Below are 12,262 nucleotides of genomic sequence, written 5' to 3'. Positions count from 1 at the left end.
GTGGATCCAGGAGGTTAATCCGTTCGCCAGGGGCGAAGGTCACCCGGCTACAAGGCTTTGGCCGCGGCCCGTCCCGCCGTGCGCCCGCTGAACAGGCAGCCGCCCAGGAAGGTGCCTTCCAGAGCGCGGTAGCCGTGCATACCCCCGCCACCGAAACCCGCGCACTCCCCCGCTGCGTACAGTCCGGGTACCGGTTCCCCGTCGGCTCCGAGCACCCGCCCGTCCAGGTCGGTCTGCAGCCCGCCCAGGGTCTTGCGGGTGAGCACGCTCAGCCGTACCGCGATCAGCGGACCGGTCTTCGGGTCGAGCAGACGCTGCTCCGCGGCGGTCCGCAGCAGCCGGTAGCCGGTGTAGCTGCGCAGGTCACGGATCGCCAGCACCTGCGCGTCCGCCGAGGACGGGTCGACGATCTGCCGGTCCCGCTCCAGCACTGAGGCCTCCACCGTGGCCAGGTCGAGCAGGTCGTTGCCGGTGGTCGCGTTCATCGCCTGCACCAGCTCGGGCAGGGTGGCGGCCTGGACGAAATCCACCCCGTTGTCGAGGAAGTTCTGCACCGGGCGGGCCGGGCCGGGCTTGATCCGGCCGAGCAGCTTCGGGATCGACTTCTCGGTCAGGTCGGGGTTCTGCTCGGAGCCGCTGAGGGTGAACTCCTTCTCGACGATCTTGCCGGAGAGCACGAACCAGCTGTGATCATGCCCGGTGCCCCGCAGGTGCTGCAGCGTGCCGAGGGTGTCGGCGCCCGGGTAGAGGTGGGCGGGCAGCCGCCGGCCGAGGGCGTCGATCCAGAGGGACGAGGGGCCGGGCAGGATCCGGATGCCGTGGCCGGGCCAGATCGCGTCCCAGTTGTAGAGGCCCTCGGTGTAGTGCCACATCCGGTCAGGGTTGATCACCGTGCCGCCGGCTTCCTCGGTGATCCGGATCATCCGGCCGTCGACGTAGGCCGGGACCCCGGTGACCATCGTCTCCGGCGCCGTCCCGAGCCGCTCCGGCCAGTTCGCCCGCACCAGCTCATGGTTGCCACCGATGCCCCCAGAGGTGACGATCACGGCCTGGGCCTGGTAGCTGAACTCGCCGACCTCACGCCGGTTGCCGGAGACACCGCGGGGACGCTGGTCGGGGGCGAGCAGCGTGCCGCGGACACCGGTGACCGTGCCGTTGTCGGTGGTCAGCTCGTTCACCCGGTGCCGGAAGGCGAGCGTGACCGTGCCCTCGGCCACCGCCTGACGCACGCGGCGCTCGAACGGCTCGACCACGCCGGGCCCGGTGCCCCAGGTGATGTGGAAGCGGGGAACCGTGTTGCCCAGGCTTCCGGCGCGCCCTTCACCCCGCTCAGCCCAGCCGACCAGCGGGAACCACTTGACCCCGAGCCCGGACAACCAGGCCCGCTTCTCCCCGGCGGCGAAGTTGACGTACGCCTCGGCCCAGCGCCGGGGCCAGTGGTCCTCCTCGCGGTCGAACCCGGCCGTGTCCTGCCAGTCCTGCCAGGCCAGCTCGTGCGAGTCGCGGACCTTCATCCGGCGCTGCTCGGGCGAGTCGATCAGGAACAGCCCGCCGAACGACCAGAACGCCTGGCCACCGAGGTTCTGCTCGCCCTCCTGGTCCAGCAGCAGCACCCGCTTGCCCGCGGCCGCGAGCTCGGCTGTCGCTACCAGACCGGCCAGGCCGGCTCCCACCACGATGACGTCAGCGTCCATCGGCGAATCCCATCATGATCGGCCGGGTTCGCCCAGTGCCTTCTACCGATTTGGGACGTACCGGCAGCCGCTTCAGGGGATCGCCCGCAGGAAGCTGCGCACGGCGCTACCGGTCTGGCGCAGCGCGATCCGGAACGTGCGGGCGGCGGCTACCACGGTGTTGCGCCAGACCCAGCCGACGGCCCGGAACATCGGACGCAGGGTCAGGCGGTACAGGAAGCGCAGCAGCCGGCCGGCTCCCCGCCAGCCCGGCAGCAGGACGTACTCGTAGAACTTGGTCAGCACCCAGACGATCGGCCTGACCACCAGGTACGCGAACAGAGCATTCAGCAGACGGTTCAGCGGCCTGAGCACCTGATGCCAGACGAAGCGGCCGGGAACGACCACCAGGTACTGCCAGAGGAGGACACTCGGCGCCACGACCAGATAGGCCCAGGCCAGCACGGCCGGGGCCACGACCAGGTACCGCCAGGCGAATCCGGCTGGCGCGACGATCAGGTTCTGCCAGGCGAAGACTGCCGGCGTCACCACCAGATACCGCCAGACGAACAATGCCGGGATCTCCACCAGGTAGTGCCACACGAACGTGCCGGGCAGCACGACCAGGTAGCGCCACAGGAACGCCCCCGGCGCTGCGATCAGATAGCGCCAGACGAAGCTGAGCGGCGGCACCACCAGATAGCGCCACACGAAAGCCATCGGGGCCAGAACCAGGTAGCGACAGACGAACGCCGCGGGGATCTCCACCAGGTAGTGCCACAGGAATGCGCTGGGCAGCACGACGAGGTAGCGCCAGATGAACGCTCCCGGCACGATCACCAGGTACTGCAGCAGGAACCGGGCCGTGGCAACCACCACCCGCTGCCAGACCCAGACCAGCGGTGCCACCACGAGCAGGACGAAGACCCGGCCGAGCGGCTTGAGCAGGTACCGGTCCACCCGCCGGGCCAGGACCAGGAGCAGTTCCCAGGCCAGCCGGAACGGAAGGACGAAGACCACGGCGAAAGCCCGGATCAGGACCGGAACTTCCGCCTCGGTCCGGAACGGCTGATCGGGCTGCGTGCTCACGTGCGTGCAGACGTCCGCGTCCGGGCCGCCGTTGCACAGTTTCGGTGAGACGTGGCAGACACGGCTACCAGTCGAGCAGCCGGCCGATCAGGCGGAACGGCAACAGCACCACGTGGAACACGAAGGAGAACAGGTCGGCGATGAGCGACAGCAGTTCCAGTACCGGTCCGATCACCCGCCGCCAGATCCAGCGCAGGCTCCAGCCGATGGGGCACAGGACGTAGCGGTAGAAGAGCCGGACCAGCAGACCGGCCAACGCCACCCCGGGCTGCACGACATGGACGTTGATCGCGGTGAAGACCGTGACAGTTGGGTTCACCACCCAGCGCCGCAGCCACGACGGCCGCTCCGAGCCCTGCTCCGGAAGACTCAGCTCCTGAGAACCCTGCTCCGGAGAACCCTGCTCTCGAGAAATCTGCTGAGAGCCAGAACCCTGGCCCCCGGAATCTGGGCCAGTGGCGCTGGTGAACTGCCCGCTCTCGAACACAGCCAGCAGACGCCTTCCGCTTGCCCCGCGTTGCACCTCCCCGAGCAAATCACACCAACCGCAGCGTCACCGCCGCACGCACGTCACCATCGCCGCCGGTCGCACCTCCCCGGAGCCCCGACGTCTTCAGTCATTTCTCCTCGCCCACCGAGCCGTCCCCGCCTCCCGGATGCCCCTCCTCGCTTTCCGCCGGGGTGACCGCATCCGGCCCCTGCTCCAGCAGCAGCCGGAAGCCCGCCTCGTCGAGCACCGGCACGCCCAACTGAATCGCCTTGTCGTACTTGGTGCCCGCGCTCTCACCGGCCACCACGAAGTGCGTCTTCTTCGACACGCTGCCCGAGGCCTTGCCACCCCGGCTCAGGATCGCCTCCTTGGCCTCGTCCCGGCTGAAGGTCTCCAGCGAGCCGGTGACCACCACGGTGATCCCCTCCAGCGTGCGCGGCACCGACTCGTCCGTCTCGTCGGCCATCCGCACCCCGGCCTCGGCCCAGCGGCGCACCACGTCGGCGTGCCAGTCGACCTCGAACCACTCCTTCACCGCCTCGGCGATGACCGGCCCGCACCCGTCGACGGCCGCCAGTTCTTCCTGTGAGGCCGCGCGGATACGTTCCATCGAGCCCAGCGACTGGGCCAGTGCCCGGGCCGCGGTGGGCCCCACGTGCCGGATGGACAAGGCCACGAGCACCCGCCACAACGGCTGTTCCTTGGCCTTCTGCAGGTTGTCGAGCAGCTTGCGGCCGTTCGCCGAGAGCTCGCCGTCTTTACGGGTGTAAAGCGGCACGGTGCGCAGGATCTCGGGGGTGAGGTCGAACAGGTCGCCCTCGTTCTGCACAGCGCCGGCCTGGAGCAGGCCGATCGCGGCCTCCCAGCCCAGGGCCTCGATGTCGAAGGCGCCCCGGCCGGCCACGTGGAACAGCCGCTCGCGCAACTGGGCCGGGCAGGTGCGGGCGTTGGGACAGCGGATGTCCTTCTCGCCCTCCTTCTCGTAACGCAACTCGGTGCCGCACTCGGGGCAGTGGGTGGGCATGACGAACTCGCGCTCGCTGCCGTCCCGGACCTCGGCCACCGGCCCGACGATCTCCGGGATCACGTCACCGGCCTTGCGCAGCACCACCGTGTCGCCGATCAGCACACCCTTGCGCTTCACTTCGAAAGCGTTGTGCAGCGTGGCGTAACCGACCTTGGACCCGGCCACCGTCACCGGTTCCATCACGCCCTGCGGCGTGGCCCGGCCGGTCCGGCCGATCTGCACCTGGATGTCCAGCAGTTTGGTGGTGACCTCCTCGGGCGGGTACTTGAACGCGATCGCCCAGCGCGGCGCCCGACTGGTGGCCCCGAGCCGGCGTTGCTGCGCCACCGCGTCGACCTTGACCACCACACCGTCGATCTCGTGGATCTGATCGTGCCGGTGCTCACCGAAGTGCTCGATGAACTGCACCACCTCGTCCACCCCGCCGACCACCCGGTAGGTGCTGGAGGTGGGCAGCCCCCAGGCCTTCAGCAGGTCGTAACTCTGCGACTGGGAAGTGATGTCGAAGCCGGTACGGGCGCCCAGGCCGTGCACCAGCATCCGCAGCGGCCGGGTGGCGGTGACCCGCGGATCCTTCATCCGCAGCGAACCGGCCGCGGCATTACGCGGGTTGGCGAACGGCGCCTTGCCCGCCTCGACCAGCTTGGCGTTCAGTTCGGCGAACGCCTCGATCGGGAAGAACACCTCGCCGCGCACCTCTACCCGCTGCGGGAACGGCACCCCCTCGACCGTGGTGAGGGTGTGCGGGACGCCCCGGATGGTGCGCACGTTGAGCGTGACGTCTTCACCCGTCCGGCCGTCGCCCCGGGTGGCCGCGCGCACCAGCCGGCCGTCCTCGTAGAGCAGGTTCACCGCCAGCCCGTCGATCTTCAGCTCGCACAGGTAGCCGACCGGGCCCGCCTCCCGCTCCACCCGGGCCGCCCATTCCCGCAGTTCCTCGACGCTGAACGCGTTGTCCAGGCTGAGCATCCGCTCCAGGTGATCGACCGGCTCGAAGTCGGTGGACCAGGTGCCACCGACCTGCTGGGTGGGCGACTCGGGGGTGCGCAGACCGGGGAACTGCTCCTCCAGCTCCTCGAGCTGTTTCATCAGCGCGTCGAACTCGCCGTCCGAGATCGACGGCGAATCCCGCACGTAGTACGCGAACCGGTGCCCCTGGATCTGCTCGGCCAGGTCGGCCCACCGGTGCCGGGCATCTTCCGGAATCTCCGCGGGGGCCGCGGTGATACCGCCCTCGGGCAGTTCCTGCGCTGCGCTCACGTCTGATTCGGCCACGAGCACATTCAACCGCGACCCACCGACAGTTTCGCGGCGGAAAGTCCCCGCGGGCTACTCGAAGGCCCGGTCGGCCAGGATCCGGGCTGCCTCGCGCGCCACCTTCAGCGCCGAACGGGCCTGCTGCGGCGAAGATCCCGCCAGTCCGCAGGCCGGGGTCAGCACCACGTCGGCGGCCGACTTGGGATCCAGGCCGAGCTTGCGCCAGGGGTTCCAGATCGCGTCGGCAACTGCTTGCGGACGAGCAGCACCGGTTGTCGGCACAGCGCCGGCCCAGAGGGTGGTCCCGTTCTCGGTCGCCTCGGCCATCTGCTCCCAGCGCTGGGTGTCGAGCAGGCTGATGTCCAGGGCTAGGGCGTCCGCGCCGGTACGCAGCAGAGTGCGCACGGGCGGCTTGGGAGCACAACTGTGGATGATGGTGCGCACCGCCCCGGCGGATCGCGCGGCTTCCAGCACGGTGGTCAGGCCTTCGATCACGACCGGCTCCTCGATCGCCCGCAACCGGCCGAACCCGCTGGCGGTGGGCAGCGAGCCGTCCAGCACGGCCGGCACCGAGGGCTCGTCCACCTGCAGCAGCAGTTGGGCCCTGGGCAGCAGCCGGGCCACTTCCTGAAGGTGCTGGGACAGGCCTTCGGCGAGCGAGGCGATCAGGTCCCGGCAGGCACCCGGATCCACCACGACCCGTTCCAGGCGGGGCAGCCAGAGGTTCGCAGCGAGCGTCCAGGGGCCGGTGACCTGCAGCTTCAGCAGGCCCTCGTAGCTGTCACCGATCTCCGCCAGTACGTCCAGGTCCTGCCGCAGCCAGGCCCTGGTGCGCTTGTGGTCACGGCCCGGGTGATCGACCAGGCGCCAGCCCGAGGGCTGCAGGTCCACCGGCAGGTCGACGAGCAGCCCGGCACCCCGGCCGATCATGTCCGCACCGGGACCACGAGCAGGCAACTCCGGGAGATACGGGATGGCCGGCGCCTCGCCGAGCTCACCGAACGTGATGCGCATGGTGTCGACAACGTCGGTACCCGGCCACGAGCCGATGCCGGAGGCGGCCGCCGGACCGATCGTCACCTGGTTCTCCGGCTCGTCGCCGGGCAGGTCGAGCGGGAGGTCACCGGGCAGATGCAGGAAAGAGGACGACGACACACCCTGAGCCTACGGTGCCCGCAGCCCCCAAAACGCCGTGCTCCCCGCGAAGCCGCAGCCCCTCCTGGAGGGCGACCACACCGTCCCTGATTTGAGAACTAACGCCCCAGGCACTCCTGCCCCGCCAGCACAACCAGATCCCCGGTGGCAGCTCCGAGCTCTACGCCGCTCACATCGTCCCAAATGCGGTACCCAACCGGCGCCCCCTGCGAGCCCCACACCGCCCCGACCACCGTGCCGACCCTCCCTGCAGCCGACCCGGCCAGCATCCGTACCCGCGTACCAGGAGCGTGACCGTCGTCTGCGACCACGAGCAGCGCGTCCAGAATCTGCCTTACCCCAACGAAAGAGCTGACCGGTGAACGCACTCCGAGCACCGCCCAAAGTCGCTCCGGGGTCTCGTCGAGCAGCAAACGGACGTCTCGATCCACCTCCGCGAGCAGCAGATCGACCACCGATTCCTCGCCCAGTTCGGCAGCCTCGGCGAGATCTGTTGCCGCGGGGACCAACTCAGGCACCAGATCGATCACTGCCCCGTACAACCGGGCCAGCAACTCCCCCTCGCCCAGGTACAACGTCAGGCCACCAATTCCCTGCAGGGGCGCGAAACGCTCCACCAGATGACGAGCCCTCCCCTCCGGCAGTTGCGCCGCCCTTTGCGCATCGGCAAGCCGTTCAGCGAAACGCCGCCGCTCGCGTCCTTCGACGAAAGCCTGCCGCCCGGGATCCGCGCCTCGGGGGTAAACCGTTCGCCCATGGGTAGCCAGCATCTCCCCTGGCCCCACCACCGTCATGCATTCACCCCTTCCCGACCCTCCTGCCAGGCTAGGTCGTGTTTTGGAAGTCCATGCCTACTGCGGGGCACCCGGTGGCCGCCTGGACTGCGCCGTTGGAACGCCCACGTAGAACACCGCTACGAGGGCGCTCCAACGGCTTGCCAGACGACCACCGGGCACCTCCTCGCTACGGCAGCGACTTCCAAAACACTCCCTAGCTCCGCGCAGTACGGTGATCGAGCGGTTACTATCCGCACGATTCGAGGGGACGGACGCTGCGCGCAGCGCCCGACGCAGACGGGAGGCGTACGTGGGAATCCGCACCGAACGCTGGCGCGCGGGCACACCGTGCTGGACCGAACTCGCAGTGGAAGACGTGGAAGCAGCCAAGGCGTTCTACGGGCCTTTGCTGGGCTGGTCGTTCGAACGCTCTACGTCCGATCATGCGCTAGTACTGGCCACCGTGGACGGGGTAGAAGCTTCCGGCATCAGGGAGATCCACGAGGACATCCTGCACAGCCCCAGCGAGGAGACCGGACGGCCCACCGGCTGGCTGAACTATTTCGCCACGGACAACCTCAATGCCTCCCTGGAAGCCGTAAACGCCAACAACGGGCAGATTCTGCTGCAGCCCCAGGCATCTGGCTCCCGGGGGCATCGCGCCGTCGCCTGCGACCCGACCGGCGCTCCGTTCGGGCTCTGGCAGGCAGGTGAATCCATCGGCGCGGCCTACGTGCGCGACCCCGGTTCATTCGTCTGGGATGACCTACGCACGCCGAATCCCACTGTGGCCCGAGCCTTCTACGGCAAGCTCTTCGACTTCCGCAACGAAGCACTGCCGGCCGAGATGGAGGCGGACAGCAGCTACCAGACTTTTGCCCACCCGGACGAGGAATGGCCTCTGGGCGGGATGGGTCCGATGATGGGCGAGGACGACGCCGCCCCTTATTGGCTGGTGTATTTCCAGGTCCGCGACATCACCGCGGCCCTGGAGTTCGCCGAGTCCACCGGCGGCCGGATCGTCCGCCGCGACTTCGAGTCCCCGTTCGGCCGGATGGCCTCGCTCCGCGACCCCTGGGGCAGTCGCTTCTGGCTCATGCAGCCGCCCGGCTAAAACGAGCCTCCGTCGTGATGCCGGGGTGGAAGCTCATCCGCCCCTTGTCGCTACGCTCTTGCGCGGCAGCCACGCCCGCACTGCGAAGCTCCCGTCGGCGTCTCCCCCAGCGGTCAGCTCACCGCCGAAAGCAGCCACCCGGTCGCGCATCCCCGCAATGCCCCGCCCCGAACGCGCCCAGGGCCGACGACGCACGGTCGAGCCCGGCGTGGTCACCACGGCGAGGTCTACTGCATCCGGGGAATAGGTAAGCGTGACGTCCACAGCACGACCGGGAGCGTGCTTCAGGGCATTGGTCAGCGACTCCTGCACCACACGTTGCAGGGCCAGCGCCAGGCCGGTGGGCAGGGTCCCGGCCTCGCCGTGCTGGGTGAACTCGATCGGCTGGCCGGCCGAACGGGCGCGCTCGATCAGGGTTTCCAGGCCTTCGCGGGCCGGGGTGCTCTCGATCGGGGTGCCCGGGTCGTGCAGCACGTCGAGCAGTTCGCGCAGGTCGGTCATCGCGGACCGGCCGGTGGTGCTGATCGTGGCCAGGCCCACGCGCACCTTGTCGGGGTTGTGCGGCAGCAGAAAGGGAAGTGCCTCGGACTGCACCACCATGGCCGTGACGTGATGAGTCACCACATCGTGCAGTTCCCGGGCGATCCGGGCCCGTTCGGCGGCCACCGCCTCACGCTCTTGGGCCGCCCGGCGCGCGGCCTCGGCATTGGCCCGCGCCCGCACGCCCTCCCCGATCAGCCAGAACAGCGCCAGCACGGGTACGAAGGTCACCGCGTCGATCGGCCGCTCGGCATAGGGGCCCTGCAGCAGCACCACCGCCACTACGAGGTACGAAACCCCGGCTGCGACAACCACTTCGAACCGCCGCCGGGTCAGATGCGCACCCACGCTGTACAGCGCCAGGTACAGACTGAGCCCGGCGGAACTCGGCTGGTAGCCCAGCAACTGATACGCCGCGAAGGCGGCTCCGACCAGGCCCAGGCAGAGCGCGGGCCGGGTGCGGCGCAGAACCAGAGGCAGGCACTGGGCCAGGATCAGGAGCGCCGAGAGCCAGTCCGCGTCCTGATCGCGCAACTCCTGCGCACCCATCACCGCGGCGAACGTGCCGTTGCCGGGGATGAACGCGGCCACCGCGAGAACCAGGGCCAGCAGCACGTCACGGGACGGTCGGGCGATCGACACGACCCACACCTTACGTAGCAGGCGAAACGCGAAGAATCAGGGCGGGCCGGTTCAGCTGGTGGCGCTGATGGTGGACGATCCGATCACCTGAGTGCCCCGGTACAGCACCAGAGTCTGCCCGGCGGCAACCCCCGCGATCGGCTCGATCAGCTCCACATCCACCGTGCTCGGCAGCGTCTGCACCGCGCCGGAAGGCTCGGGAACCGAGGCGGAGACCAGCCGGGCCGGCACCGCCCGGCCGTGCGCCCGTACCTGGACGTGCAACTCGGCGCCGGGCTCGGGCACCGGGGCGCACCAGGTGGCCTCGGCACCGGTGATGCCGCTGACCTTCAGCTCCTCGGCCGAACCCACGACCACGGTGTTCGAGACCGGCTCGATCGACAGCACGTAGCGCGGTTTGCCGTCGGCGGCGGGGCGGCCGATGGACAGGCCTCGCCGCTGACCCACGGTGAAGCCGTAGGCGCCGGAGTGCTCGCCCAGCTGCTCGCCGCTGGTGTCCACGATCTTGCCGGGCTGCTCGCCGAGGTGCTTGGCCAGGAAGCCCTGGGTGTCACCGTCGGAGATGAAGCAGATGTCGTGGCTGTCCGGCTTCTTCGCCACTCGCAGACCGCGCTCGGCGGCCTCCTTGCGCACGTCTTCCTTCAGGGTGTCGCCCAGCGGGAAGATCGAGCGGGCCAGGCGCTCGGGCTCCAGCACGGCCAGCACGTACGACTGATCCTTGCCCATGTCCACGGCCCGGTGCAGCTCGCGGCCGTGCGGGCCGTCGATCATCTGCGCGTAGTGCCCGGTGCTGACCGCGTCGAAACCCAGCGCGACGGCCTTGTCCAGCAGCGCCGCGAACTTGATCTTCTGGTTGCAGCGCACGCACGGGTTGGGGGTGCGGCCGGAGCGGTACTCGGCCACGAAGTCCTCGATCACGTCCTGCTGGAACCGCTCGGCCAGGTCCCAGATGTAGAACGGGATGCCGAGCACGTCGGCCACCCGGCGGGCGTCCCCCGAGTCCTCGATCGTGCAGCAACCGCGCGCACCGGCCCGCAGCGTCTCGGGGTTACGGGCCAGCGCCAGGTGCACGCCGACCACCTCGTGACCGGCGTCGACCGCGCGGGCCGCGGCCACGGCCGAGTCGACCCCGCCGCTCATCGCCGCCAGAACTCTCATCGCTTTACCTCTTCGGCCTGCTTCTGCTTCGTCGGGGCGGAGCTCATGCCCGCTCCCCGGGCCCGGTCCACCACCGGCCCGATCGCCTCGGCCAGGGCGGCGACGTCGGACGCTGTGGAGGTGTGCCCCAGGGAGAACCGCAGCGCGCCCCGGGCGGTGGCCTCGGGCACGCCCATGGCCAGCAACACATGGCTGGGCTGAGGTACTCCCGCCTGGCAGGCCGAACCGGTGGAACATTCCACCCCGCGCGCATCGAGCAGGTAGAGCAGGGAGTCGCCCTCGCAGCCGGGGAAGGTGAAGTGCGCGTTGCCCGGCAGTCTCACAGCAGAGGACGCAGGTGCGAGCGTCGGTCCCAGACCGTCCAGTTCGCGCGGGACGGCTCCGTTGAGAACCGCGTCCGGCACGGCGTCCCAGACTGCCCGCACCAGATCGTTGCGCAGCGCCGCGATCCGCTCGCTCTCGGTCGGCTGGGCCTCCACCGCCAGGGTGGCGGCCAGGGCGAAGGCGCGCAGGGCAGGTACGTCGAGGGTGCCGGAGCGAATGCCGCGTTCCTGCCCGCCGCCGTGCATACCCGGCACCACGTCCAGCCCGCGCCGGGCCAGCAGCGCTCCGGAAGAGATCGGCCCGCCCAGCTTGTGCCCGCTGATGCTCAGGCAGTCGACCCCGCTGGCGGTGAAGTCCAACGGCAGGTGCCCGGCGGCCTGGATCGCGTCGGTGTGAACCGGGATGCCGTGCCGGTGCGCCAGTTCCGCGATCTGGGCGATCGGCTGTACCGTCCCGACCTCGTTGTTCGCCCACATCACGGTGACCAGCGAGACCGACTCGCCCACCTCGTCCAAAAGCTGTTCGAGACCGTCCAGATCGACGCGCCCCGCGCGATCGACCGGTGCCCAGCGCACGTCCGCCGCTTCGTGCTTGACCAGCCACTCCAGCGGATCGAGCACCGCGTGGTGCTCGGTCGGAGTGGCCACGATCGTGCGACGGCCCTGGTCGGCGGCCCGGCGGGCCCAGAACAGGCCCTTGACCGCCAGGTTGTCCGACTCGGTACCGCCGGCGGTGAAGATCACTTCGCTGGGGCTGGCCCCCAGGGCCACGCCGATCTGCTCGCGCGCCTCCTCGACCACCCGGCGGGCCCGCCGGCCGGAGGAGTGAAGGGACGAGGCGTTGCCGGCGTACGCCATTTCCTCAGCCATCGCCGCCACCGCTTCGGGCCGCATCGGCGTGGTCGCCGCATGGTCGAGGTAGGAAGTCACGGGTTCGAGTGTAGGCATCGTGAGCTCACAAGCAGGCGGGGCCGGGCCCCCGCCGCGGCGGCCCCCCCCCCCCCCCCTCTCCCCCCTC

At 69.7% G+C, this 12,262-nt stretch carries 10 protein-coding genes; 1 reads left to right on the top strand and 9 read right to left on the bottom strand.

The window, feature by feature from the left end:
- Positions 1-47: 47 nt before the first annotated feature.
- From LR394_RS22645 to LR394_RS22620, 6 genes are all read right to left on the bottom strand, one after another.
- On the bottom strand, positions 48-1,694 hold the full coding sequence (locus LR394_RS22645; RefSeq protein WP_231445185.1) for an FAD-binding dehydrogenase: 1,647 nt from the start codon (positions 1,692-1,694) through the stop codon (positions 48-50).
- 72 nt (positions 1,695-1,766) lie between these two features.
- Positions 1,767-2,762 (bottom strand): hypothetical protein, encoded by a 996-nt coding sequence (locus LR394_RS22640; protein ID WP_231445183.1) that lies wholly within the window; start codon positions 2,760-2,762, stop codon positions 1,767-1,769.
- A gap of 64 nt (positions 2,763-2,826) precedes the next feature.
- A complete protein-coding gene (locus tag LR394_RS22635) occupies positions 2,827-3,285 on the bottom strand; it encodes a hypothetical protein (protein WP_231445181.1) in 459 nt (152 codons plus the stop codon).
- Between the two features lie 94 nt (positions 3,286-3,379).
- Positions 3,380-5,554, bottom strand: coding sequence for an NAD-dependent DNA ligase LigA (gene ligA / locus LR394_RS22630; RefSeq protein WP_231445179.1), 2,175 nt, complete (start codon positions 5,552-5,554; stop codon positions 3,380-3,382).
- Between the two features lie 54 nt (positions 5,555-5,608).
- On the bottom strand, positions 5,609-6,691 hold the full coding sequence (locus tag LR394_RS22625) for a methionine synthase (protein WP_231445177.1): 1,083 nt from the start codon (positions 6,689-6,691) through the stop codon (positions 5,609-5,611).
- Positions 6,692-6,789: 98 nt separating this feature from the next.
- On the bottom strand, positions 6,790-7,308 hold the full coding sequence (locus LR394_RS22620) for a hypothetical protein (protein WP_231445175.1): 519 nt from the start codon (positions 7,306-7,308) through the stop codon (positions 6,790-6,792).
- A 469-nt stretch (positions 7,309-7,777) separates the two neighbouring features.
- On the opposite strand from LR394_RS22620, the gene LR394_RS22615 reads away from it, so the two are divergent.
- Positions 7,778-8,581: a VOC family protein gene (locus LR394_RS22615; RefSeq protein WP_231445173.1), complete on the top strand. Its 804-nt coding sequence runs from the start codon at positions 7,778-7,780 to the stop codon at positions 8,579-8,581.
- A 33-nt stretch (positions 8,582-8,614) separates the two neighbouring features.
- Here the strand turns inward: LR394_RS22615 and LR394_RS22610 are convergent, their stop codons facing one another.
- Genes LR394_RS22610 through LR394_RS22600 form a run of 3 tightly spaced genes read right to left on the bottom strand, consistent with a single transcriptional unit; the run spans position 8,615 to position 12,174 of the window.
- Complete coding sequence (locus tag LR394_RS22610) at positions 8,615-9,763, bottom strand: sensor histidine kinase (protein WP_231445171.1); 1,149 nt, start codon at positions 9,761-9,763, stop codon at positions 8,615-8,617.
- Between the two features lie 51 nt (positions 9,764-9,814).
- Complete coding sequence (gene mnmA, locus LR394_RS22605) at positions 9,815-10,921, bottom strand: tRNA 2-thiouridine(34) synthase MnmA (protein WP_231445169.1); 1,107 nt, start codon at positions 10,919-10,921, stop codon at positions 9,815-9,817.
- Positions 10,918-12,174 (bottom strand): cysteine desulfurase family protein, encoded by a 1,257-nt coding sequence (locus LR394_RS22600; RefSeq protein WP_231445166.1) that lies wholly within the window; start codon positions 12,172-12,174, stop codon positions 10,918-10,920. The genes mnmA and LR394_RS22600 overlap by 4 nt, the downstream gene beginning before the upstream one ends.
- Between the last annotated feature and the right edge of the window lie 88 nt (positions 12,175-12,262).

Source organism: Kineosporia babensis, from assembly GCF_021129305.1.
GTDB classification, from domain to species: domain Bacteria; phylum Actinomycetota; class Actinomycetes; order Actinomycetales; family Kineosporiaceae; genus Kineosporia; species Kineosporia babensis.
Note: the sequence above shows the minus strand (reverse complement) of the source record. Positions and strands in the feature narration are given on the sequence as shown.